Source organism: Pseudomonas sp. UBA4194, assembly GCF_002379585.1.
Taxonomy (GTDB): domain Bacteria; phylum Pseudomonadota; class Gammaproteobacteria; order Pseudomonadales; family Pseudomonadaceae; genus Aquipseudomonas.
In genome coordinates, this window is sequence record NZ_DFUE01000016.1 from 108270 (window position 1) to 131322 (window position 23053).

A 23053-nucleotide genomic window follows, 5' to 3' on the forward strand; every position below is an offset into this window, starting at 1 on the left:
CTAGCGATCCTCGCGCTGGGGCAGTTTGGCAACGACCTTGATCTCCACATCGAAGCCGTACAACCAGGTCACGCCAACCGCCGTCAGCGAGGGGTACGGCGCCTGTCCCCAGTACTCCGGCACCACCTCCCAGACCTCTTCGAAGATCTTCTGCGGCTCGACCATGAACACGGTCACGTCCTGCACATCGTCGAACGTGCAACCGGCCGCCGCGAGCACGGCGTTGAGGTTGTCGAAAGCGCGACGAACCTGGGCCTTGAGTTCCGGCTCGGGCGAGCCGTCCTCACGGCTTCCGACCTGGCCCGAGACGAACAGCAAGCCGTCGGCGCGCACGGCTGCCGAGTAACGGTTGCGCTCATAAAGCGCCTGACGGCCTGCGGGGAATACCACATCACGTTGGTTCATTTCGAAACTCCAGAGGTTGGAAAGCGACCGTGTCACTGTAGGGCGCTTGCCGGCCCCGGATAAACAGGCAATGCTGACCCTGATTGTGCGTGATTCCCAAACAATGGAGAGCCTGATGGACCGCTTCGATGCCATGCAAGCCTTCGCGCGGGTGGTGGAAACCGGCAGTTTCACCCAGGCCGCTCTCACCCTGCACATGAGCAAGACCACGGTCAGCCAACTGGTACAGCAGTTGGAAGCTCGCTTGCGCGTCAAGCTGCTCAACCGTACCACGCGCAAGGTCAATGTCACGGCCGATGGCGCTGCGTACTACGAACGCGTCCAGCTGCTGCTGGCGGCGTTGGACGATGCCGACACGGCCCTGTCAAGTGCCGCCGCAACGCCACGTGGACGCCTGCGGGTAGACGTGCCCAGCCCATTGGCGCGGCTGCTGCTGATTCCGGCCCTGCCGCAATTCCAGGAACGCTATCCCGATATCCAGCTCGACCTGGGCGTCAGTGATCGCCCGGTGAGCATCATCGACGAGAGCGTCGACTGCGTGATTCGAGGTGGCGAGATCACCGATACGTCGCTGATAGCCCGCCACATCGCTGACTTGCCGTTGGGAGTGTACGCAGCGCCCAGCTATCTGGCCCGCTACGGCATCCCGGCGCACCCGCGTGAGCTGCAGGACGGCGATCACCATGTGGTGGCATTTCGTTGGGCGCGGACGGGCAAGGCCCTGCCCTATGCCATGAACCGTGCAGGCGAGGCTTTGCGTGTACAGGGTCGCTACAAGCTGGCGGTGGACGATGGCAACGCCTACCTGGCAGCCGGTCAGGCGGGGCTGGGGATACTCTGGCTACCCAGGTTCATGGTGACCGACTCGCCGATTGGCAGCGAACTGGTGAAGTTGTTCGACGATTGGGCGATTGCGCCGATGCCGTTGTATCTGGCTTATGCGCCGAATCGTCATGTGAGCCGCAAGTTGCGGGTGTTCATGGATTGGGTGGTGGAGGTGATGGCGGCTCAGGTGCCGAACGTTACTTTGCCGGTCCAGGGCCCGGCTTGACTGAGTTCAACCATGACGCGCACTGGCTCTAGGCTTCGTTGAAGGCAGTGCTCTGTGTGGCCAATCGAACTCAGTGCAAATACATACCCCTCAACACCAGTCTCTGGCCTCCTCGATGAAGTGCAACACGGCGGTGGAGCGTTCGTCGATGCGGGAAATCAATGACAGCTCGCTGAGCATTTCCGGTTGGGCGAGGGGTATCACCCGCAGCCCCGGCATGGACAATCTCGCCAGCGGCTCAGGCACGATGCTGAGCCCGATACCCGCTGCGACCAAGCCGGGAATGCTCATCAACGATGGCACGTGCATGATGTTTTCGGGATGCAACTGATGCTGCCGGCACACGTGCAGGGTGTGCGAGGTCAATCCGATACCTGCCGGGTCCTGCAGGAACACAAAGGTTTCGTGACGTAATGAGCCAAGATCACCGGTGAACTGGACGGCCAGCGGGTGATTGTCCGGCATCAACAGGACAAGCCGGGACTGGCTGAAATGATGGGTGCGCAGGCGCTCCGGAAGATGATCCTTGAACACCCTGGCGAAGGCCAGATCGAGCTTGTGTTCCAGCAGCATGTCGAGTTGCGCACGGATGCCTGCATCCACCAGCGTCAGCTTCACTTCGGGAAACGTACTGAAGTAATGGCGCAGCAGCAGCGGCAGGTTCGCCTCGAACAACGCAGAGTGATAGCCGATATTGATCTCGCCCGCTTCTCCGCGTCTGGCGCGCCGGGCGGCCGATGCGGCGAGTTCGCTGGCGCTGACCGATTGGCGCGCATGCGGCAGGAACGCGAGGCCGGCGGCGGTCAGTGCCACACTGCGGTTCGCGCGCCTGAACAGGGGCATGCCAAGCTCCGACTCCAGCGTGCGCATCAACTGGCTGAGGGCAGACTGGGCAATCCCCAGCGTTTGGGCGGCACGACTGAAACTCTGCAACTCAGCCGCCACCACAAACGCTCGCAGGTGTCGCAGTTCCATAGTGGCCTTCTATAAGTTCAGCTTATGCATTCGTGCAATTCTGGATAATTATTTCGAGTTCGCAATGGGCTAACGTCTACTCAGTCCCGCGAACCGGCAAGCCGTTATATAGCAGATCTGCGGAGACCTCATTCACCATAACAACAATGACGAGCGTCCCCATGAGCACGATAGACACCGCCGGCGATGATCTGCGCATGCCGCGCAAGGCCGTCACAGCTGCCACCATCGGCACGGCCCTGGAATGGTTCGACTTCACCCTGTATGGCGCTATCTCGGCGACCATTCTGCCGAAACTGTTTTTCCCTGCCATGGAGCCCACGGCGGGCCTGCTCGCCTCCCTGGCCACATTTGGCGTTGGTCTGGCCGCGCGCCCGCTGGGCGCGATCACCTGCGGCTATCTGGGGGACAAGCTAGGGCGACGTAACCTGATGTTGGCAACCGTCACCATGATGGGACTGGCCTCGGTGCTCATGGGCCTGCTACCCACCTACGCACAGATCGGCATCTGGGCGCCTATCCTGCTTGTACTGCTGCGCATCATTCAGGGCTTTGCCCTGGGCGGAGAGTCCACTGGCGCGCAACTGATGGCATTGGAGCACGCGGCGCCCGATCGCCGCGGCCGCTACTCCGGCCTTCTGGGGCTGTGCTCGCCACTGAGCCAGATCCTCGCCAACGGGGTGCTGCTGGGGCTGGCGGCAGTGCTGTCGACCCAGCAGTTCGAAAGCTTCGGCTGGCGAATCCCCTTCATCATGAGCTTCGTTCTGGTGATCGTGGCCATCTTCATCCGCCTCAAGGTCGATGAGACCCCAGCGTTCATCGCCTTGAAAAAAGCGCCCGTGGTACAACCAAAGAGTCCACTGAAATCAGCGGTGCGCAGCCATCACCGGACCATCCTCAGGCTGATGCTGTTCTTCTGTTCACCCGCCGCGCTGTTTTATCTGATCGTCATCTTCTCTCTGAGCTACCTCACCAAACAGTTGGGCATGAGCCAATCCACAGGCTTCATGTCGTTGATGGTGGCCAATGTCTGCGCAATCTTCGGCGCTCTGGCCGGCGGCTATCTCTCCGATCGCTGGGGCCGCAAGAAAGCGCTCATGCTGGGATCGTGCATGACCCTGCTGATCCTGACGGTGTACTTCCCGATTCTCAACACGCAAAACGTCGCTGCGATCATGGCCATCATGGGGCTGTTCCTCGGCTTCACTCAGTTCCAGAGCGGCATCCAGCCGGTCGCATTTGCGGAGGCTTTTCCGACTCAGGTCCGCTACTCCGGCTCCGCACTGGCCTACACCGGCGCCAATCTGCTGGTAGGCGGTCCGATGCCGATGATCGCTGTCTGGTTGATGAGCCAATCGGGTAATTCGCCCTGGCCGCTGGTTTCCCTGTGCGCAGCAATCAATCTGGTGTCGCTGGCCATGATCGTCATTGGTCCGGAGACCCGTGGCGTGGACTTGAACGCCGTCGCCGCGCCCTCCTCGCCCGAAACCGTACCTTCGGCCCTGCTCATCAAATAACGTCACAGGACACCCATGATGCCCACAGTTTTCATACTCAACGGCCCCAATTTGAATTTGCTGGGCCGTCGTGAGCCCCATATCTATGGCCACACCACGCTGGAACAGATTCGGCAGGCCTGCCTGAAGACGTCTGATGCCGAGGGCCTGGACTGTGACTTTCGCCAGACCAACCACGAAGGCGTGATGGTCGACTGGATTCAGGAAGCGTATGAGCATAATGCCGCGCTGATCATCAACCCAGCAGGCTTATCCTTCCATTCGATTCCGGTGCTGGATGCCTTGAAGCTCATCGATAGCCCGTTGATCGAACTGCATCTATCAAACATCCACGCGCGGGATGAACTTCACCGTCATTCGATCATGTCGGGCGCGGTCGATGCGGTGATCTGTGGGCTCGGTGCGCAGGGGTATCCGCTGGCCATCAAGGCGATCTCGACATTGCTGGAGCGGCGTGGGGACAACGCGGCTACTCAGCGGTGAGCCAGCCGGTCAACAGGTGAGGGGCATTATAGGAAACGTGCACCAAGCGGCCGCTGGCTGGCGCCAACGCCGCTGAATGGCAATTTCAGGATGGGCCGGTAAAGGCTCAAGCCTGCTCGTCTTGCTCATCATCGTTGTGCTTGAGCGCAGGCTTCAACCCAGGCTGCGGAGCGTGCTCGGCATTGGGGGCGATTTCTTCGCCATGATTCTTTTTCTCCTGCTGCACTTTCTTGTCGTGGGCGACGTTACGTGGATCGGTCATGAGCGTTCCTTGATTAGGCAGAGAATTCGAACAGTCCCGTAGGCGACAAGCTGATGCAAATCGCCTGGGTAAGCGTTGGAGTGAGGCCCGCGACAAGCGTTCAGTTCATTGGTAGAGGGCCGCTGAAGGCTGGCCCGATAGGCGAAAGGAACGGGGCAGGCTCCATGGCTTCGCGCTGCAGGTACTCCAGTTGTGTTTTTTGCCCATCTGGCTGTGAGTCGAGTTGTTTCCGCGCGCACCTCAGCATTGAGCACATCGGTTCAATATTCCCAGTGTCAGCCACTCCAGAATCACTCGATGACAGGCGAGAGGTGAAAACCATGGCGACGCACGATGATCACACTGACCCGGAGCGGAGGCGGCTGTTGGCCAAAGGTTCGCTGCTGACCGCGGCGGCCACCCTGCTCCCTCGCCTGTCCTTCGCTGCTATAGATCCGGAAGGAACATCAATGAACGCCGATCTCATCCTGTTCAATGGGCAACTGCATACCGTCGACCGCGAGAACCCCCGCGCCAGTGCCGTGGCGATCAAGGACGGGCGCTTTGTGGCGGTGGGTACCGATGCCCAGGCGATGGCACTGCGCGGTGACCGCACACAGATCATCGACCTCAAGGGTCGCTGCGTGATTCCCGGCCTCAACGACTCGCACCTGCACTTGATCCGTGGCGGTTTGAACTACAACCTGGAGTTGCGCTGGGAAGGTGTACCGTCACTGGCCGATGCCCTGCGCATGCTCAAGGACCAAGCCGATCGCACGCCGACGCCGCAGTGGGTGCGGGTAGTGGGTGGCTGGAACGAGTTCCAGTTTGCCGAGAAGCGCATGCCCACCCTGGAAGAGATCAACCAGGCGGCGCCGGACACGCCGGTGTTCCTGTTGCACCTGTATGACCGGGCCCTGCTCAACCGCGCCGCGCTGCGGGTGGCAGGCTATACCCGGGATACGCCAAACCCGCCTGGCGGCGAGATCGTGCGCGATGCCAATGGCAATCCCACGGGCATGCTGGTGGCCAAGCCCAACGCCATGATTCTTTACGCGACCCTGGCCAAGGGGCCAAAGCTGCCGCTGGAATATCAGGTCAACTCGACCCGTCAGTTCATGCGTGAGCTGAACCGGCTGGGCATCACCAGTTGCATCGATGCCGGTGGCGGCTTCCAGAACTACCCGGATGACTATGCGGTGATCGAGCAACTGAACCAGGAAAACCAGTTGACCGTGCGCATTGCCTACAACCTGTTCACCCAGAAACCCAAGGAAGAGCTGGCGGATTTCGAGAACTGGACCCGCTCAGTGAAGCTGCATCAGGGTAATGATTTTCTGCGCCACAACGGCGCCGGCGAGATGCTTACCTTCTCCGCCGCCGACTTCGAAGACTTCCGCGAGCCGCGCCCGGACCTGCCCGGCGCGATGGAAAACGACCTGGAGCCGGTGGTGCGTCACCTGGTAGAGCAGCGCTGGCCGTTCCGCTTGCACGCCACCTACGACGAGTCCATCAGCCGCATGCTCGATGTCTTCGAGAAGGTCGATCGGGATATTCCGTTCAACGGCTTGCCGTGGTTCTTCGACCACTGCGAAACCATTACGCCGCGCAATATCGAGCGGGTACGGGCGCTGGGCGGCGGTATCGCGATCCAGGATCGCATGGCGTTCCAGGGTGAATACTTCGTCGAGCGCTACGGCGCCAAGGCCGCCGAGGCGACCCCGCCGATCAAGCGCATGCTCGCCGAAGGTGTGCCCGTGGGGGCCGGTACCGATGCCACGCGGGTGTCGAGCTACAACCCGTGGACTTCGCTGTACTGGATGGTCAGTGGACGTACGGTGGGCGGGCTGGAGCTGTACCCGGAAGGGCTGCCCAGGGCTACGGCGCTGGAACTGTTTACCCACGGCAGCGCCTGGTTCTCTTCCGAACAGGGCAAGAAGGGACAGATCAAGGTGGGTCAGTTGGCGGACCTGACGGCATTGTCGGCGGATTTCTTCAGCGTGGATGCCGAGGCGATCAAGTGGATCGAGTCGGTGCTGACGGTAGTGGATGGCAAGGTGGTGTACGGCGCGGATGATTTCGAGCCGCTGGCGCCCAAACGGGTCCCCGTGCTGCCGGACTGGTCGCCGGTGGCCAAGGTGCCGGGGCATTGGAAGCCTGCCTCACCGATGCTTGCCCAGGTGCACCAGTGCAGCGGGCCCTGCGCGGTGCACGCCCACGGTCATGAGAAAGCCCGCCTGTCCAATGCACCCATCAGTGATTTCCAGGGTTTCTGGGGCGCATTCGGCTGCTCCTGCTTCGCCTTTTGATGCTCTTTCACGTCAACTCGCCCATCGCATAGGGATACACCCATGACCGCTCCAAAATGCAATCGCTTGAACACGGCCCATTCCTGACTATCGCAATCTGATGAACAGCTACGGCGCCCCGACCATTCATAAGGACTGATCCAATGCCCTATTTTACTACTGACGACGGTACCGAGATTTTCTACAAGGACTGGGGCAGCGGTCAGCCCATCGTCTTTCACCATGGTTGGCCATTGAGCTCGGACGACTGGGACGCACAACTGCTGTTCTTCGTCGCCAAGGGCTACCGCGTGATCGCGCATGATCGCCGCGGCCATGGGCGCTCGACCCAGACCGCCCATGGCAATGACATGGACACCTACGTTGCGGACGTCATCGCCCTGGCTACGCACCTGGACTTGAAGGATGCCGTGCATGTCGGCCACTCCACGGGCGGCGGTGAGGTAGCCCGCTACGTGGCTCGATCCGACCAGGGTCGAGTGTCCAAGGCGGTATTGATCGGCGCGGTTCCACCCATCATGGTCCAGTCTGCAAGCAACCCAGGTGGATTGCCCATCCAGGTCTTCGATGGCTTTCGGGCGGCACTGAGCGCAAACCGCGCGCAGTTCTACAAGGAAGTCGCCATTCCGTTCTATGGGTACAACCGTACGGATGCGAAAATCTCGGAAGGCGTGACCGAGAATTGGTGGCGTCAAGGCATGATGGGCGGGGCCAAGGCCCATTACGACTGCATCGAGGCCTTCTCGGAAACCGACTTTACCGAGGACTTGAAAGAAATCGCCGTGCCTGTGCTGATCCTGCACGGCGACGATGACCAGATAGTCCCCATCGGCGACTCGGCCGAGCTGTCGATCAAGCTGGTTGCCGATGGCACCCTGAAGATCTACAAGGGGTATCCGCATGGGATGTGCACCACGCATCCGGAGGTTATCAACGAAGACCTGCTGGCCTTCATCAAGGCCTGACTCGCACCGGGCCTCCTGCAGCTATGGAGGCCCTGGCTGCGACATGAACTCAGCGATGCAAAATGGGAATAGTTGCTATTCTTCACCTCTTCCCTCCCATTGGCGCAACCGCAGACATGAGAACCGTAGCGATACTGGTGTATCCGGATGTACTGATGCTGGACGTGGCCGGGCCGCTCGAGGTGTTCTCCATGGCCAACCGCTACCTGGAGGCCGACGACCGCTATCAGCTGCTGACGATCAGCACGACGGCTCACGATGTACGGACTTCCAACGGCACGCGGCTGTTGGCAGACCACCTGTTGAGCGACGCCCCGAAGGCCTTCGATCTGCTGCTGATTCCCGGCGGCCCCGGTGCCTACAATGAAAAGCACGAGGCGCTCAAGCCGTGGTTGCAAGAGGCAGTCAGGGCGTCACGACGCTATGGTTCGATCTGCACAGGCGCGTTCATCCTGGGGGAGGCCGGACTGCTCGATGGCCGCCAGGTCACCACTCATTGGGGCTATATCGAACAACTGTCGCGGCGCTTTCCGGCGGCCAAAGTCAGCAGCGAGCGGATCTACATTCAGGACGACACGCTGTTTACCTCAGGAGGCATTACCGCCGGCATCGACATGGCGCTGGAAATGCTCGCCCAGGACCACGGTAAGAAGATCGCCGTATCCGTGGCCAAAGTGCTGCTGGTCGCCACCAAGCGTCAGGGTGGCCAATCGCAATTCAGCCCGCTGCTGGCCGAAGTGGCCAATGAAGATTCACCGATTGCCCGCGCTCAGCAGCACGTGCTCGCGCATCTTACCGAGGATCTGAGCGTCGAAAATCTCGCTGCGGTGGCGGGCATGAGTACTCGGCACTTCTCACGCGTGTTCGCACGCGACATCGGCATGACGCCCATGGCTTTCGTCCACAGCGCACGCCTGGACCAAGCGCGCAGCCTGCTGGAAAACAGCGAGCTACCGCTCAAGACCGTGGCTTACCGCAGTGGCTTTCGCAATGAACGCTGCATGCGGATGCTGTTCAGCGAGCGTTTGGGACTCAGCCCGTCTCAGTATCGGCATCAATTTGGCTGATCTGTCCGTTTTGCGCCGCAATTTGGCGGTGTACGCCCCCAATCGGCGGTAGGCCCGCGCGCCCGATAACGCGATCATCGCTTCAGTAGTTAATGATTAATTACCGGCGAGTGCGTTTTATGATTCAGTCAGGAAATATCTGGATCTCATTGGACAGGCTCGAGCCCGAACGCGCTGTTTTTTGGCGACTCGATCCATGCGCGGCAGGTGAGGCGCGAGCTGATCGTCAATGCTGTCGAAGTCATTCAGGCCTTCCCCCCCTCCTCCCCTGCGCTGCCGATTCAGAAGACCCCGCGCTGCCTTCCCCGCGGCCAAGTGTTGCGTTGACGCCGTGGCAGGAGCGCAAGGCCAAAGCCATGCTCGCTGGCAGCCTGTGTACCAGGCTGTTCATAGCCGACGTCGCCAGGCAGTGCGCCATGTCGCGCAGCCACTTCTCCCGTGCCTTCAAGAAAACCACAGGCATGTCACCTCAAGAGTGGGCATTGGACGTGCGTATCCGCAAAGCCCAGGAATGCTTGAAGGCGGATCACCTACCGCTGGCGCAGATCAGTCAGGAATGCGGCTTCGCCGACCAGTCGCATTTCAGCCGGATGTTCAGCAAGCTGGTCGGGGTGACGCCCAAGCGCTGGCAACGCTTGAATTCGAACAAGGCGCAGTTGGGGTAAGTTGGTGGGTATCGCTGGGGGCATGTCCGTTGAGGCAAGTGATCTCAACCTTGGGCGCGAAACAGACGCAGCGTGGTGGGCCACATCCCGACTCGAGAATTTTTTTCCACATTGATGATCCGAAAGATCAGCGATCAGCCGCCGGTTCACCATTAGACTGAACAGCCCGCTTTCCACACCGGTGCCCGAACGATGACGCAGGACAATCCATCCCACGACCTGACGAACCACACCACGTTCAACCAGACCTTTCAGGAAGGCCAATTGACCATTGGCTTCATTTCCCCCGCACGTGGCTACCCCGACAGCCCGTTTCCCAGCCTGGCCGATCAGGCGGAGATCGTTCAGCGCCTCGACCGGAGCGACGCCGCAGCGCTGTGGCTGCGCGATGTGCCCTTCTACGATCCGTCATTTGGCGACACCGGCCAGGTGCTGGACCCGATGGTCTATGCCGGGTGGCTGTCGGCGCTGACCAGCAGGATCGCCATTGGCACGGCGGGCATCGTGACGCCACTGCGCGAGCCGGTGATCACAGCCAAGCAGATCGCCACGGCCGATCAGCTGTTGGCCGGTCGGTTCCTGGCGGGCATGGCGTCAGGCGATCGCCCGACCGAATACCCCGCTTTCGGTGTCGATTTCGGGACACGGGTAGAGCGCTACCAGGAAGCGGTGACGCTGCTCAAGACGCTCACCTCCACCTCATTCCCACGGCTGAAGACCCAGCACTTCGGTGAACTGCGTGGCGATATCGATCTGGTGCCCAAGCCAGCAGCGCCGCATATCCCCATCGTGGCCATCGGGCGGGCCGGGCAAACCCTCGAGTGGTTGGCGCAGCATGTCGATGCATGGATCTGGCATGGCGATGCACAGCGCATGGGGGAGGTAGTGCCACACTGGCGTGAGGTGACCGCTTCGCGAGGGTTCGTTCCATTCGGCTACGGGGCGATGTTCGATCTGGATGTCGATGCCAATGCGCCGCTGCAAACGGGACGGATTCTTCGCGGCGGGCGGCATGCCATGAAGGACTTTCTGATGCGTCAACGGGAGGCTGGTATCAATCATGTCGCGCTCAATCTCAAGCCGACCCGGCGTCCCGCCCTGGAACTCATCGATGAGCTTCAGGAGCATGTTCTACCGCACTTCGCCGTAACCGCCGCATAGCGCGGCGCGAGTCTGGGGCTTCGCTAGCGGCGCCCCGCAGTGGTCAGGTTGGCTCCCAGATATTCCACCAGGGCACTGACCTTGGGCTGCCCCTCGCGGCTCTTGAGCCAGATGAGATTCATGGGCAGACCGTCGGTGGCCCGATGAGGCAGAACCTCCACCAACCTGCCGCTGTTCAGATGCACCTGCACCAACCAGGTCGGCAATTGTGCAATACCCATTCCCGCCAGCGCCGCCATCACCTCCCCTTCGCCATCCCCCACAGCAATGTGGGGGTGGATGATTCGACGCTCCCTGTCGCCCTGCCGGCCCTTGAAATACCAGGGGATGGCCATGCCGTCGTTCAGGCCATAACCCACGCACAGGTGCCGGTCCAGGTCGGCTTCCGAAGCCGGCTGACCATAGCGCTCAAGATAGTCGGGCGCGGCGCAGAAAATCAGTTTCTGGGTGCCGAAGTAGCGGTGCCCTATAGAGGCCGGCCAAGCATCCGATCCGCCGATGCGCACCACGATGTCGATGTTCTCGTGCACCGGGTCCACATAGCGATCCGAAAACGACACATGGGGGGACAGCCGCGGATGCTGTTTCATGAACTCCAGAATCAGCGGCAGCACATGCAGACGCCCATAGGACGCGGGCAGATCGATGCGCACTTTGCCCTGGGGCTCGGTCTGGGTGGAGGTCAGAGCAATCTCGACCTCTTCCAGATCCGACAGCACGGTGGTGCAGGTGCGGTAGAACGTTTCGCCCGCTTCGGTAAGGGACAAGCGCCGGGTGGTGCGCTGGAACAGCCGAACGCCCAAGCGCGCTTCCAACCGCGCGATGCTCTTGCTCACGGCGGAGTTGGTCAGGTTCAGACGTTCGGCCGCAGCCGTAAAGCTGCCCATGTCGGCAACGATCACGAACACGTCGATCCCTTTGAGGCGTTCTGAAGAAAACATCGGCACTCCAATTGATGAATCTGGTTCCATTCACTCGGTCGGAACGAGCCAAGATAAAACAGGATTTCTCCAATAGGCTATGCCAAAACCCGTTTGGAGTTAAGCACCATGCAGTCCCCATCTACGGCCAGTGCCCCATTGGCCTCCCCTGCAATCGCCGGTTCAGGGCTTCAGATCCTGATCATGGCCGTTGCGGCCTTCATCATCGTAACTACCGAGTTTCTGATTGTCGGCCTGCTGCCGGCCTTGTCGCGTGAGCTGAACATTTCGATCGCCCTGGCAGGCCAGGTGGTTACCCTGTTCGCCTTCACGGTCATGCTGTTCGGGCCGATACTCACCGCCAAACTGGCGCACGTCGAACGCAAGAAACTGTTCACCTGGATCTTGATGGTATTCGCAGCCTCCAACGTGCTGGCGGCTGTGTCGACCAATATCTGGGTGCTGGCATTGGCACGCTTCATCCCAGCCTTGGCATTGCCGGTGTTCTGGGGTACTGCCAGCGAAACGGCGGGTCAGCTGGCAGGTCCGGGACAATCCGGCAAGGCCGTGGGCCGGGTCTACCTGGGTATCACTGCCGCGCTGGTGTTCGGTGTGCCACTGGGCACCCTGGCGGCCGATTCGGTGGGCTGGCGTGGGAGCTTCTGGATCCTGGCCGGGATCTCCTTCTTCATCGGTGTGCTGATGCACCTGGTCATGCCCAAGCTGCCGGTGTCCGCCAGCTCGCACCCTGATCAGAAGCAAACCGCGATCCTGCGCCAACCGCGCTTCCTCGCTCACCTGCTGCTGTCGATTCTGACGTTTACCTCGTTGTTCACGGCCTACACCTACCTGGCCGACATTCTCGAGCGTCTGGGCGGTATTCCTGCAGGCCAGGTGGGCTGGTGGCTGATGGGCTTTGGTGCCATCGGCATGGTCGGTAACCACCTGGGCGGCAGCATGGTCGACCGCAAGCCGCTGGCCGCGATGGTGCTGTTCCTGGTGCTGGCCGGTGCCGGCATGCTGGCCGCCGTCCCGCTTGCCAGTCACCTTGTTGGCTTGATCGTCGCCCTGGTGGCGTGGGGCATCGGCTATACCGCGCTGTTCGTGGTGTGCCAGGTGCGCGTGATGCAGGCCGGTCCGCAGGCTCAGTCTCTGGCCGCGACCATGAACATCTCTGCGGCCAACGCCGGCATCGGCCTGGGGGCCATCCTCGGCGGCATCGGCATTGGCCACTTTGGTCTGGGCTCGATCGGCGTCATCGCCACCCTCATCGCGGCACTGGCGGTGATCGTCGCGCTGCTGCTGATGCGTCGCCCGTAACGACCTGGGCAGCGGCGTTGCAAGCGCGCTGCCCGTCCTCGATTCCCACTACAGGAGCACTCTCTTGACGCTATTCAACGAATTCAAACTCGGCGAGACACACCTGAGCAACCGCATCGTCATGGCACCCATGACCCGCTCCCGCGCCCCGGATGACATCGCCACCGACCAGATTGCCCTGCATTACACCCAACGTGCTACCGCTGGCCTGATCGTCTCGGAAGGCACGCCGATCTCCCGCGAAGGCCAGGGCTACCTGTTCAACCCCGGCATCTACACCCCGGAGCAGATCCAGGGCTGGAAGCGCGTGACCGATTCGGTACGCAGTGTTGGCGGGCGTATGTTTGCCCAGCTGTGGCATGTGGGCCGGGTGTCTCATACCTCGATCCAGACCGACGGCAAGGCCCCGGTCAGCGCCACCAGCAAAGCCGCCCAGGGTGCGGTGGCGTTCGCCTATGGCGAGAACGGCGAGCCAGGTTTCGTACCGACCTCAGTACCCCGTCCATTGACCACCGAGGAAGTTGCCCGTGTCGTCGAGGACTTCGCCCAGGCGGCGCAAAATGCAGTGGATGCCGGTTTTGACGGTGTGGAAATTCACGGCGCCAACGGCTATCTGCTCGAGCAGTTCCTCAACCCTCTGGTCAACGACCGTAGCGACCGCTATGGCGCGTCCACTCTCCAGGACCGGCTGCGTTTTGTGTTTGAAGTGGTGGACGCGGCCTGCGCCAGTATCGGTGCTGACCGCGTCGGCATTCGCATCTCTCCATATGGCCAGTTGTTCGATATGCCGATCTACCCACAGATCGATGAAACCTATGCGGCGCTCTGCGCGGGCATGCGCCAACGGGGCATCGCGTATGTGCATGTGATGGATCAGACCCACTTCTTCATGGCGGGCGAAAGCTCGGCAGCTCAGGAGCAGGCATTGCGCGCGTTGCTTGAGCAATGCAAGGCCGAACTGGGTGACACGGCGCTCATTCTGGCTGGCGACATGACCCGGGAGCGGGCTGAGGAATTGCTGGAGGCGAACCTGATAGACCTGGCCGCGTTCGGTCAGCCGTTCATCGGCAACCCGGATCTGGTCGCCAGGCTGAAAAACGGCTGGCCGCTGACCGTCCCGAATCGCGAGACCTATTACGGCGGTGATGGCCAGGGCTATATCGACTACCCACCGTATAGGGCTTGATCGCAAAGCCGGCTCAAAGGCCAGACTGGGCTCGCCCAGTCTTCAGGCCCGTCACGCAATAGCTCACGCTTGTCTGTGCCCACAAAAAAATCTGAACCGCCTTCATCGGCGCTCACCTAATGATCAGCGTGTGGATATTTCCACGGGCGACTTGCCAATAACGGCATCTATCATGAGGTGGTCAACGTGGCTAAAGACGACAAGAAAGACAAGGGCGCAGCTTCGAAAGCCAGCAAGGATATGAAAGACAAGAAAGCATCGCCGGAGAAAAAATCCGCCGCTGCTTCGGCTCTTTCCAAGTCCTCCGACAAGAAGGACAAGAAGAAAGATGCCGAGCCAAAGAAATCGCTGAAGAAAGCTGACAGCAAGCCAGAAAAGGCCAAGAAATCAGACAAGGCCGAGAAGGCTGACAAGCCTGCGAAAAAGAAGAAGTAAGAAGTGCTGGCCGCTAGGGCATCGCGCCCTAGCGCCTTCGGTAAACGCCCCCTCTCCTGCCTGCATACCCCCCCTCCCCAGCTTTCAACGAAGTTTGCCTCGCCCCCTTGGCCGGCGCAGCTCTAGATCAACGGTTTGGCTCATCTCGATCCATCTGAACCTCAGCTGCAGGGTGCTGATCAGAGATACCAACAGCGCTTTTGAATGCCCATATCCAAACCGACAGCCCAGAGGTCGTAATGCAAAGCTTGGCTATCAGTCAGATCACCACCACCCCACTGACCCTCGAAGAAGATCTATCGCTGTGCAAGCGGCTCGGTTGCGCATTGGAAATCGCCGAGAAAAAACTTTCTGCCGATCCCAGTGAAGCACGCGATCAGCTGGCTTCCATCAAAGACAGCGGCGTGCGCATCACCTCCATCCAGCCGAAAACCCTGACGATCTTCCCATCCGAGTCGGCGCCGAAACCCGAATGCCCTGAAGCACGGTTGGAGAATCTGATCGCCTCAGTGGACCTGTTCAGTGAGTACTGGACGGATATCCCGCTGGTGTCCAACACCGGAGCGGATGCCCAGGGCAACGAGCATAAAGTGTGGGAGGGCTGCGTCGCGCATTACCGGACATTGGCCGAACACGCGCAGCAGCGAAACATGAAGATTGCCCTGGAGGCACTGGGGCCGTCCCTGATGAACAAGAATTCCATTCTGTTTGCCTACAGCCAGGCACAAGAGTTGGCCAGCAGCGTAGACCGAGCGTGCTTCGGCCTGTGCCTGGATCTGTACAACAGTTGGCAGGACCCAGGCCTGCTGACGTCCATATCGGCAGAGAAACTGTTTCTCGTGCAGCTCGCCGACTGGCGCCGGCCGCGGTCACTGCACGACCGGCGCGCGTTGGGCGACGGCAAGATCCCTCTGCTGGAAATATTGCGTCGAGTCGTGGAGACAGGCTATGAGGGGGATTACGTCCTGGAGATTTTCTCCGATTCGGTTTCCGACTCCCTGTGGAAAGACGCCTCCACAACCATCAAGGCGGTCGAAGCAAGCAGCATGACGTTCAATGATCTGGCATTCGATATCAAAGAACGGCCCTGAGATGGCCGCAATACGGGGCTTGGGGGAGGATCGCGTTGTTCGCCGCCACGGTCTGTTACGACTTTATCGTCGAAAATGTGAACCTTCGGTCCTCCAACGCCACCTAAAACCTGCGTACGAATTTCACGCAACGATATGGCTGCCTCTTGGGCCTGAGCCGGGCCGACCCTATGGAGAACTGAAATGACTGATGTTCATAAAGAAACCATTAAGGTACTGAACGACCTGATCGAGACCTCGAAGGATGGTGAGGCGGGTTTCAAAGACCTGGCCGAGAACACCAAGAACGAGCACTTGCGCTCCGTATTCACCAGCCGCGCCAGCGACACGGCGAGCGCTGCCGCAGAACTGCAGAGCCTGGTGCGCGGCCTGGGTGGTGAACCCGAAACGACTACCAGCGTGAGCGGTGACCTGCATCGTCGTTGGGTCGATCTCAAATCCGCCATCACCGGCAAGGACGATGCCGCTCTGCTGAATGAAGCCGAGCGTGGTGAAGATGTGGCCAAGAAAAGCTACAGCAAAGCCTTGGAAAATCAGGATCTGACCCCTGACATCCGTGCGGTGATTCAGAAGCAGTACGACGGCGTGCTTCGCAACCACGACCAGATCAAAGCGCTACGCGACAAGGCGCGCGCTGAGAAGTAACATCCTGGCCCAAGCGGGCATCCCGCTTGGGCCAATCTTTTTCGGGTTCCGCCTATCCAGGTAGCGTTCCCAATACGGCTCACTTCTCGATGCCGCCTGCCCCCCGTACAGTCTTCATTCTCGCCCAAGAGCAGCCAGACTTGCCGCCAGTTCATTCTTGCGAAACGGCTTGGCGAGCCGCGGAAGGTCCGGGTCGAGTCCTTCACGCTCCGCGTAACCTGACACCAGCAAAATCGCCGTCCCAGGTCTGGCTTCACGCACAACCTTGGCCAGATCCGTCCCGTTCATGCCAGGCATCAAATGGTCGGTGATCAGCAGGTCGAACGATTCCCCCGCGCCCATCAGCCCCACGGCTTCTTCGCCAGACGCCGCCTCGATCACCCGATAGCCGAGCTCGGCCAGCATGTACGAAGTGCTGGCACGTACCAGTTCTTCATCGTCGACCAGCAGTGCGACCCCACGTGCCGACCCTGCTTCTGCGGCCTCGGCAATGCGCAAAGCCGCTGCAGGGACAGTTTTGCTGCGTGGCAGCCACAGCTCCACGTTCGTCCCCAGCCCGGGTGAGCTCTGAAGCGTGAGCGCGCCGTTCAATTGCGATGCCAGGCCGTGGACCATGGACAGTCCGAGGCCTGTGCCTTTGCCGACGCCTTTGGTGGAGAAGAACGGTTCCACTGCGCGCGCTAGCGTCGCGGCGTCCATGCCGGTGCCCGTATCGGCCACGGACAGGCAAAGGTATTCGCCGGCGGGGAGCTTGGAACGGTGCCCCGGGCCGACCCAGTCCGTGCTGGCCGATATCCGCATCGTTCCGCCCTCGAGCATCGCATCGCGGGCGTTCACGGAAAGGTTGAGCAGGGCCATCTCGAGCTGGTTCAGGTCTGCAATGGCAGCGGGCAGATTGGCCGGCGCGTCGACGACCACTTTGATTTGCGGGCCGGTGGTGCTGGCCACCAGGTCACCCATATCGCTGATCAGCTTCGCCACGTCCACGGGAACGGTCTGCAGCGGCTGGCGGCGGGCAAATGCCAGCAACCTTTGCACCAGCGTTTTTGCCCGATCGGCGGACTGCACCGCGCCGGAAATCAACCGCTGCTCGCGTTCGCCACCCACACCGCGCCGCTGCAGCATATCGAGCGTGCCGACGATCGGGGTGAGCAGATTATTGAAGTCGTGGGCGACACCGCCGGTGAGCTGCCCCATCGCTTCCATCTTCTGACTCTGGCGCAGCGCCTTCTGGACTTCTTCCCGCTCGTCAATGGCTTGCGCAATACGCACCTCGAGGGTGGCATTGAGTTCGCGCAGCTCCTCTTCGGCAGCCTTGCGGGCGGTGATCTCTATTGCCGTGCCAGTGACGCGCAGGCATCGCCCGGCGGCATCGAACACGCCGCGGCCCTTGGCAGCCACCCAGCGAACGACGCCGTCGTCGCGGCCGATGGTGCGATAGTCGACGTCGTAAAGCGCGCGGCGTTGCGGATCAACGGCGGCCGTGAACGCCTGTATCGTCGCGTCCCGGTCAGCAGGGTGCAGGCCGTCGTAAAAGTCCTGCAGCGTGACCGGTGCGTCGGGCGGGATGCCGAACATGGCCTTGGTCTGTTGAGGCCAAACCAGCGTGTTATGAACGAAATCCACGTCCCAGAAGCCGACGTCGGCGTGGTCGACGGCGAGCCGCAGCCGCGCCTCACTGACGCGGATTCCAGCGTCGGCGCGCGCTCGATGAACCACGAGCCCTACGGTGTGGACGACAAAATCGACGATCTCGATGTCCGCCGGCAACGGCTCGCGCGTTTCGCGGTGGTACATGATGAAAGCGCCCAGCATGTCGCCTTGCGCCGAGCGAATCGGGACCAGTCGGCAGACAGCAAGATCGTGCACGCTGGCAAGCGCGCGGAGCTGGCCCCAATGTGCTTCGAACGGGGTGCCGATAACGGCCTCGTTGTGGGCAGCCGGCAGGCTCGGCCCGACACAATGCTGCAACTGGCTGCCCTCCTCGTTCAGCAGCACAATGCCGACCAGGAACCCCGACGGGGACAGCGCTTCTACTTCATGCACGATCGCATCCAGCGTAATGTGCAAGGCCGTGTCTTCTACCGCCAGTTCAAGAATGCGGTTTTGCGCCGCTCCCAGCGCCGCGGCACGATTGCGCGCCTGGGTCAGCCGGGCATTCTCGATGGCAATCGTCGCCAGCCGCGCCAGACTTTCCAGACGCTTGATCGTATCGTCGTCGTGCTCGCGAACCTCGGACCAATAGGCACCCAGCGCCGCCACCGGCACCGGCCTGCCGATGGGCACCATCACCAGGCTGCGGACGAAGGTCGGCGAGTAGGCGTTCTGTGGAATCCGTGGATCGACCCGTACATCACGGATCGCCGCCGTTTCACCGTGACGCAGCACCCACCCGGAGATGCAGTGGTCAGCCGCGAAGGACTGACCTTGCCACAGCGCAGACACCGCGTCCTCCGCGACATAAGCGCAGCGCCCTCGATCCTCGAGCACCACGGCCACCCCTTCGGCATCGACCGTGGCACGCGCCGTGTCGCGCAATACTGCGACGACCTCATCCACCGAACCTGCCATCACCAGCCGCTCACTGGCACTCAATACGTGAGACAAGCGATCTTCATGGTCAAGATCCACTGAAACAATCGGCATGCGGATCCCCAATGAAGGCGGCAGAGTCGGCTCTGCAGGCGAGTAAAAAAGAATGTGCTGGAAGAGGCGCTCTGGAGCACTGCTCTTTATCGGCGTGATGAAGAGCATCTTCTCAGAAATATGGCCATCAAGCATCACTGTCGAACAGAACGAATGCAGTCGTAAACGCCTACCCCTCAATGTGATAAACCTTCGGTTCAGCCGAAAAGAATTTTTCCAGTCCCAGCATGAATAGCCGGTGATCTTCACTCGCTTCAAAACCTGGTGTGTGATCTTCCAGGGATTGCCAGCGCACGATCAGATTGAACGACTCCGGCGTCTCCACGCCTTGCGCTAGCAGGTGCCCCCCGTAACCCCTGGCCCGGGTGAGTAAAGGCGCAACGTCAGCGAAAGCACGTTTGAACTGCTCCATACGGTTGGCATGAACAGGCAGCAAAGCAATTTCATAAACCATGCGAGGCTCCTCCAAGGTCAGCCTGCGGTACGACCGCAATCGCGATCTTTCCCCGCAGACCGTTGTTGGGGGTCTCCAGCAGGGCGTGCGCCTGAGCGATCTCAGCAAGCGTATGAACAGCGCCGATATGCGGCCGCAATTGACCGCGCGCGATCAACGCACTCAGCTCATCGAGCTTGCCGCGGTTCTGTCGGGTAAAAACGAAGTGGTAACTCGCGTTTTTGCCCCAGGCCTGGATAAGGTTCTGCGCCTGGGTCGTGTCCACGATAGACACCACGCGCCCTAGTTGCCCAAGGGCCTCAGCGCTGCGCGCCAAGGTGGCACCGCCGATGGTATCGAACACCACATCAACGCCCTTGCCATCGGTTTCCCGCAAAATGACCTCGACGTAATTCTCTTGCTCGTAGTCGATGACCACATCCGCCCCCAGGGCTTTCGCAAACTCACTGTTTGCGCCGCGCACCGTGGTGAACACTCTGGCACCTATGGCTTTTGCCAACTGGATGGCTACATGCCCGACGCCTCCCGCGCCACCATGCACCAGAATGCTCTCCCCTACCCTGAGCGCCGCGCGTACGACCAATGCCTCCCAGGCCGTACCGCCCACCAGAGGCAGGCTGGCCGCCTCAAGATGACTCAACGATGCCGGCTTCTTGCCCACAATGGACTCGGCGGCCACATGGTATTCGGCGTAACTGCCCGGCCCATCGAAGATCTGCGGGGTGTACCAGACTTCGTCGCCAGGTAAGAAGCTGGTGACGCCCGGCCCAATGGCTTCGACAACACCCGATACGTCATGCCCAGTGATGGCAGGCAGTGGCACCAACTCGGCGTAATCACCGCGCCTTACCTGGTAATCCAGGGGATTGATGGAGGTAGCGTGCACCCGCACCAGCACCTGCCCCACTTGTGGCACGGGCTTTGGCACATCGCGCAGCTCGAAGGATTCCGGGCCGCCAAATGATTTGAGTATCAGAGCTTTCATGATAGATCCTCGTTTCTGGATTAAGGGATATCGGGATTTTTCGATATCCTGTGATAGAACAAAAAACACGCCTTACCCTTCGTCCCGTCTCGGCGAAAGTCTGAGCTTCTAAAACGAGATATCGGGAATTACCGATATATCTAGCCAAAAGAAATTACAATTCCTTCCCGATGAGCTCTGCCAGCGCGCTGATGGTTTCTTCATTGCGCTGGTAGTAGGTCCATTGCCCGATGCGCCGGACTCTAACCAGGCCTGCACGTTGTAACGTGGCCAGGTAATCAGACACCGTCGACTGCGACAGCCCGACGCCTTCCTGAATGCTACTGACGCAAACCCCTACCGTGTGCACGTCCCCTTCGTCTTGTGGAGGAAAGTTCTTCACCGGATCCTTCAGACCCGTAAGGATCTGAAGGCGGGTGCGGTTGGAGAGCGCTTTGAATACTTCGATCAATTCCATGGCCTGATAATATCGAGAATTACCGATATGTCAATAAACCATTCATCGGCTGCCGATTCAGTGGCCTACCACCATCTCCCCGGTCTGCCGGTCACCGCCCGTAAAACCATGCTCCCGCGCGCGCACAGCGATACCCAGGCTGATCAACAGCAACGCCAACAGCACCCAGGGAAACGTACTTACGCCCCACTGCCCCAGCAGCACTCCACCGAGCAGACCGCCGCCGGCGATAGCGCTGTTCCACACCACGACATTCATCGACAGCGCCACGTCGGCGCCCTGCCCTGCCGAGTCTGCCAGCGCGGTTTGCAGAAGCGTGGCCGCGCCGCCGAACGTCAGGCCCCAGATGAAAACACCTGCGTAAATGGCCGAAGCAGAGCCTGAAAACAGACCCAGAAAAACCGCCACCGCTGCAAACGTGGCCAGGCTCGCCAGCACCGTGGTACGCAAATGCCGATCAACCAGGCGACCGGTGACCCAGATACCTGCCAGCGCCGCAACACCAAAGGCCAGCAAGACCACATCGACGTCATTCGCCAACCCGGCCTTGGCGACAAAGGGCGCCACGTAGGTGTAAAGGATGTTGTGCGCCAGCATCCAGGTGAACACCACGGCCAACACCGGGCGAACGCCAGGGGTGGAAAACACCTCACGCAACGCCATGCGCTGTGATGAGGATTGGCCTGGATAATCCGGCACTTTGATCAGCACCCAGGCGATCAATACCACGGTCATCGCGGACATCAACCCGAAGGCCATGCGCCAACCCATGAACCCACCCAGCCAGGTCCCCAGAGGCACCCCAAGCGACAACGCGATGGGCGTTCCCACCATTGCCACAGCCAGCGCACGGCCCTGCAACTGCGGGACCACCATGCGGCGTGCGTAGCCTGCGATCAGGCTCCAGGCCAGGCCTGCGGAAACGCCTGCGAAGAACCGCGCAACCAGCGTGAGCCAATAATTGGACGACAGCGCGGTGACTGAATTGAATACCAAAAAGCCAACGATCGTCAGCAGCAGCACCGTTCTGCGGCGCCAGCTTTGCGTGGCGATGGTCAGTGGAATGGCCGCGAGCAGCGAACCCAACGCGTAGACCGTCACCATCTGCCCCGCGAACGATGGCGACACGCTCAAACCACTGCCGATTTCCGGCAGCAAGCCCGCCGGCAGCGTCTCGGTAACGATGCAGATGAACCCTGTCATTGCCAAGGCCAGCAGCGCTCCCAGCGGAAGTTTTCCGTCGTGCGATTCTTCCCTACTCATGCGATCTCACCTCACTTATATACTGATCGGTATGAATATAGAGAGCGCTCACCCGCTGGTCAACGACTTCTGTATCGATTAGTATCTAAGTCATTCAGCAGGAGATCGGACATGGCACAAATGGGACGTCCGCGCACGTTTGATCGTGACGTGGCAATCACTCAGGCAATGCATCTGTTTTGGGAGCACGGATACGACGCGACGTCGCTCACCCAGCTCAAGGCCAACATCGGCGGCGGCATTACTGCCCCCAGCTTCTATGCTGCGTTTGGCTCCAAACAGGCCCTGTTCCAGGAAGTCATGGAACGCTATCTCGCCACCCATGGTCGTGTCACCGAAAGCCTGTTCGATACCAGCCTGCCGCCCAGAGAGGCGATCGAACTCACGCTGCGGCGCTCGGCAAAGATGCAATGCGAAACTGATCATCCCCGCGGTTGCCTGGTGTCGCTGGGGCTGATGAGCGCGTGCTCGGAAGAGAGCAAGGCCATCTCCGAGCCTCTGGTGCGAGCCCGCAACCTGAACCGTGCGGGCCTGGTGGCGTGTGTCGAACGAGCGGTTAGCGCGCGTGAATTGCCGGTGACCGTAATGCCCGAAACGCTCGCGGCGGCGTTCGACAGCTTTCTGCTCGGTTTGTCGACGTTGGCACGGGATGGGGTCTCGCATGCCACGATGGATGCGGCGGTGAGCCAGATGATGGGGTTGTGGGATGGGTTGTGTGTGCGGGCCGATAGTTGATGACTTAACGCATCAAACTTGATGCCACTTGTACGATGTCTTATCAGAAGCTATTACTACATCTCCAAAAAATAACA

At 60.6% G+C, this 23053-nt stretch carries 23 protein-coding genes; 14 read left to right on the forward strand and 9 right to left on the reverse strand.

The features are described 5' to 3' along the window. Positions 1 to 405, reverse strand: coding sequence for a RidA family protein (locus B3397_RS04225; RefSeq protein ID WP_296247569.1), 405 nt, complete (start codon positions 403 to 405; stop codon positions 1 to 3). Between the two features lie 115 nt (positions 406 to 520). Between B3397_RS04225 and B3397_RS04230 the strand changes: the two genes are divergently transcribed. Continuing rightward, positions 521 to 1456 carry a LysR family transcriptional regulator gene (locus B3397_RS04230; RefSeq protein WP_296247654.1) on the forward strand — a complete coding sequence of 312 codons (936 nt, stop codon included), beginning with the start codon at positions 521 to 523 and terminating at the stop codon, positions 1454 to 1456. A 90-nt stretch (positions 1457 to 1546) separates the two neighbouring features. On the opposite strand, the gene B3397_RS04235 is transcribed toward B3397_RS04230, so the two are convergent. Continuing rightward, entirely contained in the window at positions 1547 to 2431 is an 885-nt protein-coding gene (locus B3397_RS04235; RefSeq protein ID WP_296247571.1) for a LysR family transcriptional regulator, read from the reverse strand. A 161-nt stretch (positions 2432 to 2592) separates the two neighbouring features. On the opposite strand from B3397_RS04235, the gene B3397_RS04240 reads away from it, so the two are divergent. Both B3397_RS04240 and B3397_RS04245 read left to right on the forward strand, forming a co-directional pair. After that, positions 2593 to 3948 carry an MFS transporter gene (locus B3397_RS04240; protein WP_296247572.1) on the forward strand — a complete coding sequence of 452 codons (1356 nt, stop codon included), beginning with the start codon at positions 2593 to 2595 and terminating at the stop codon, positions 3946 to 3948. A gap of 15 nt (positions 3949 to 3963) precedes the next feature. Beyond that, positions 3964 to 4431, forward strand: a complete 468-nt coding sequence (locus B3397_RS04245) for a type II 3-dehydroquinate dehydratase (protein WP_296247573.1) — start codon at positions 3964 to 3966, stop codon at positions 4429 to 4431. A gap of 106 nt (positions 4432 to 4537) precedes the next feature. On the opposite strand, the gene B3397_RS04250 is transcribed toward B3397_RS04245, so the two are convergent. Continuing rightward, positions 4538 to 4693, reverse strand: coding sequence for a hypothetical protein (locus tag B3397_RS04250; RefSeq protein WP_296247575.1), 156 nt, complete (start codon positions 4691 to 4693; stop codon positions 4538 to 4540). Between the two features lie 449 nt (positions 4694 to 5142). Between B3397_RS04250 and B3397_RS04255 the strand changes: the two genes are divergently transcribed. The 5 genes from B3397_RS04255 (at position 5143) to B3397_RS04275 (ending at position 10839) form a co-directional block, all read left to right on the forward strand. After that, complete coding sequence (locus tag B3397_RS04255) at positions 5143 to 6981, forward strand: amidohydrolase (protein ID WP_296247577.1); 1839 nt, start codon at positions 5143 to 5145, stop codon at positions 6979 to 6981. Between the two features lie 143 nt (positions 6982 to 7124). After that, positions 7125 to 7946 carry an alpha/beta fold hydrolase gene (locus B3397_RS04260; RefSeq protein ID WP_296247580.1) on the forward strand — a complete coding sequence of 274 codons (822 nt, stop codon included), beginning with the start codon at positions 7125 to 7127 and terminating at the stop codon, positions 7944 to 7946. Positions 7947 to 8062: 116 nt separating this feature from the next. After that, the gene (locus tag B3397_RS04265; protein WP_296247581.1) at positions 8063 to 9013 is read left to right on the forward strand and encodes a GlxA family transcriptional regulator; all 951 of its coding nucleotides are present in this window, start codon (positions 8063 to 8065) and stop codon (positions 9011 to 9013) included. A gap of 323 nt (positions 9014 to 9336) precedes the next feature. Beyond that, the gene (locus B3397_RS04270; RefSeq protein WP_296247583.1) at positions 9337 to 9678 is read left to right on the forward strand and encodes a helix-turn-helix domain-containing protein; all 342 of its coding nucleotides are present in this window, start codon (positions 9337 to 9339) and stop codon (positions 9676 to 9678) included. 192 nt (positions 9679 to 9870) lie between these two features. Continuing rightward, complete coding sequence (locus B3397_RS04275; RefSeq protein ID WP_296247585.1) at positions 9871 to 10839, forward strand: LLM class oxidoreductase; 969 nt, start codon at positions 9871 to 9873, stop codon at positions 10837 to 10839. Positions 10840 to 10862: 23 nt separating this feature from the next. Here B3397_RS04275 and B3397_RS04280 read toward each other — a convergent pair whose 3' ends face one another. Next, a complete protein-coding gene (locus B3397_RS04280) occupies positions 10863 to 11780 on the reverse strand; it encodes a LysR family transcriptional regulator (protein WP_296247587.1) in 918 nt (305 codons plus the stop codon). 108 nt (positions 11781 to 11888) lie between these two features. On the opposite strand from B3397_RS04280, the gene B3397_RS04285 reads away from it, so the two are divergent. The 5 genes from B3397_RS04285 (at position 11889) to B3397_RS04305 (ending at position 16436) form a co-directional block, all read left to right on the forward strand. Continuing rightward, positions 11889 to 13079, forward strand: a complete 1191-nt coding sequence (locus B3397_RS04285; RefSeq protein ID WP_296247589.1) for an MFS transporter — start codon at positions 11889 to 11891, stop codon at positions 13077 to 13079. Between the two features lie 64 nt (positions 13080 to 13143). Further along, positions 13144 to 14265 carry an alkene reductase gene (locus B3397_RS04290; RefSeq protein WP_296247590.1) on the forward strand — a complete coding sequence of 374 codons (1122 nt, stop codon included), beginning with the start codon at positions 13144 to 13146 and terminating at the stop codon, positions 14263 to 14265. Positions 14266 to 14442: 177 nt separating this feature from the next. Next, positions 14443 to 14700 carry a hypothetical protein gene (locus B3397_RS04295; protein WP_296247591.1) on the forward strand — a complete coding sequence of 86 codons (258 nt, stop codon included), beginning with the start codon at positions 14443 to 14445 and terminating at the stop codon, positions 14698 to 14700. Between the two features lie 239 nt (positions 14701 to 14939). Further along, the gene (locus tag B3397_RS04300; RefSeq protein WP_296247592.1) at positions 14940 to 15791 is read left to right on the forward strand and encodes a sugar phosphate isomerase/epimerase family protein; all 852 of its coding nucleotides are present in this window, start codon (positions 14940 to 14942) and stop codon (positions 15789 to 15791) included. Between the two features lie 183 nt (positions 15792 to 15974). Continuing rightward, complete coding sequence (locus B3397_RS04305; protein ID WP_296247595.1) at positions 15975 to 16436, forward strand: PA2169 family four-helix-bundle protein; 462 nt, start codon at positions 15975 to 15977, stop codon at positions 16434 to 16436. A gap of 114 nt (positions 16437 to 16550) precedes the next feature. Here B3397_RS04305 and B3397_RS04310 read toward each other — a convergent pair whose 3' ends face one another. The 5 genes from B3397_RS04310 to B3397_RS04330 form a co-directional block, all read right to left on the reverse strand. Beyond that, entirely contained in the window at positions 16551 to 19217 is a 2667-nt protein-coding gene (locus B3397_RS04310) for an ATP-binding protein (protein WP_296247597.1), read from the reverse strand. Between the two features lie 34 nt (positions 19218 to 19251). Further along, positions 19252 to 19536 carry an antibiotic biosynthesis monooxygenase family protein gene (locus B3397_RS04315; protein ID WP_296247598.1) on the reverse strand — a complete coding sequence of 95 codons (285 nt, stop codon included), beginning with the start codon at positions 19534 to 19536 and terminating at the stop codon, positions 19252 to 19254. Further along, positions 19526 to 20521 (reverse strand): zinc-dependent alcohol dehydrogenase family protein, encoded by a 996-nt coding sequence (locus B3397_RS04320; protein ID WP_296247599.1) that lies wholly within the window; start codon positions 20519 to 20521, stop codon positions 19526 to 19528. Before B3397_RS04320 ends, B3397_RS04315 begins: the two co-directional genes overlap by 11 nt. 154 nt (positions 20522 to 20675) lie before the next feature. Next, entirely contained in the window at positions 20676 to 20978 is a 303-nt protein-coding gene (locus B3397_RS04325) for an ArsR/SmtB family transcription factor (protein WP_296247601.1), read from the reverse strand. A 57-nt stretch (positions 20979 to 21035) separates the two neighbouring features. Further along, positions 21036 to 22241 carry an MFS transporter gene (locus tag B3397_RS04330; RefSeq protein WP_296247603.1) on the reverse strand — a complete coding sequence of 402 codons (1206 nt, stop codon included), beginning with the start codon at positions 22239 to 22241 and terminating at the stop codon, positions 21036 to 21038. A 111-nt stretch (positions 22242 to 22352) separates the two neighbouring features. On the opposite strand from B3397_RS04330, the gene B3397_RS04335 reads away from it, so the two are divergent. Then, the gene (locus B3397_RS04335) at positions 22353 to 22976 is read left to right on the forward strand and encodes a TetR/AcrR family transcriptional regulator (RefSeq protein WP_296247604.1); all 624 of its coding nucleotides are present in this window, start codon (positions 22353 to 22355) and stop codon (positions 22974 to 22976) included. The last annotated feature ends 77 nt before the right edge of the window (positions 22977 to 23053 follow it).

What these genes read in the sequence shown, in the direction of transcription:
- B3397_RS04260 (WP_296247580.1), top strand. Translation starts at nt 7,125, where the DNA reads ATGCCCTATTTTACTACTGACGACGGTACCGAGATTTTCTACAAGGAC.
- B3397_RS04305 (WP_296247595.1), top strand. Translation starts at nt 15,975, where the DNA reads ATGACTGATGTTCATAAAGAAACCATTAAGGTACTGAACGACCTGATC.
- B3397_RS04330 (WP_296247603.1), bottom strand. Translation starts at nt 22,241, where the DNA reads ATGAGTAGGGAAGAATCGCACGACGGAAAACTTCCGCTGGGAGCGCTG.
- B3397_RS04250 (WP_296247575.1), bottom strand. Translation starts at nt 4,693, where the DNA reads ATGACCGATCCACGTAACGTCGCCCACGACAAGAAAGTGCAGCAGGAG.
- B3397_RS04230 (WP_296247654.1), top strand. Translation starts at nt 521, where the DNA reads ATGGACCGCTTCGATGCCATGCAAGCCTTCGCGCGGGTGGTGGAAACC.
- B3397_RS04245 (WP_296247573.1), top strand. Translation starts at nt 3,964, where the DNA reads ATGATGCCCACAGTTTTCATACTCAACGGCCCCAATTTGAATTTGCTG.
- B3397_RS04285 (WP_296247589.1), top strand. Translation starts at nt 11,889, where the DNA reads ATGCAGTCCCCATCTACGGCCAGTGCCCCATTGGCCTCCCCTGCAATC.
- B3397_RS04300 (WP_296247592.1), top strand. Translation starts at nt 14,940, where the DNA reads ATGCAAAGCTTGGCTATCAGTCAGATCACCACCACCCCACTGACCCTC.
- B3397_RS04235 (WP_296247571.1), bottom strand. Translation starts at nt 2,431, where the DNA reads ATGGAACTGCGACACCTGCGAGCGTTTGTGGTGGCGGCTGAGTTGCAG.
- B3397_RS04325 (WP_296247601.1), bottom strand. Translation starts at nt 20,978, where the DNA reads ATGGAATTGATCGAAGTATTCAAAGCGCTCTCCAACCGCACCCGCCTT.
- B3397_RS04255 (WP_296247577.1), top strand. Translation starts at nt 5,143, where the DNA reads ATGAACGCCGATCTCATCCTGTTCAATGGGCAACTGCATACCGTCGAC.
- B3397_RS04275 (WP_296247585.1), top strand. Translation starts at nt 9,871, where the DNA reads ATGACGCAGGACAATCCATCCCACGACCTGACGAACCACACCACGTTC.
- B3397_RS04280 (WP_296247587.1), bottom strand. Translation starts at nt 11,780, where the DNA reads ATGTTTTCTTCAGAACGCCTCAAAGGGATCGACGTGTTCGTGATCGTT.
- B3397_RS04335 (WP_296247604.1), top strand. Translation starts at nt 22,353, where the DNA reads ATGGCACAAATGGGACGTCCGCGCACGTTTGATCGTGACGTGGCAATC.
- B3397_RS04310 (WP_296247597.1), bottom strand. Translation starts at nt 19,217, where the DNA reads ATGCTTGATGGCCATATTTCTGAGAAGATGCTCTTCATCACGCCGATA.
- B3397_RS04320 (WP_296247599.1), bottom strand. Translation starts at nt 20,521, where the DNA reads ATGAAAGCTCTGATACTCAAATCATTTGGCGGCCCGGAATCCTTCGAG.
- B3397_RS04240 (WP_296247572.1), top strand. Translation starts at nt 2,593, where the DNA reads ATGAGCACGATAGACACCGCCGGCGATGATCTGCGCATGCCGCGCAAG.
- B3397_RS04265 (WP_296247581.1), top strand. Translation starts at nt 8,063, where the DNA reads ATGAGAACCGTAGCGATACTGGTGTATCCGGATGTACTGATGCTGGAC.
- B3397_RS04315 (WP_296247598.1), bottom strand. Translation starts at nt 19,536, where the DNA reads ATGGTTTATGAAATTGCTTTGCTGCCTGTTCATGCCAACCGTATGGAG.
- B3397_RS04225 (WP_296247569.1), bottom strand. Translation starts at nt 405, where the DNA reads ATGAACCAACGTGATGTGGTATTCCCCGCAGGCCGTCAGGCGCTTTAT.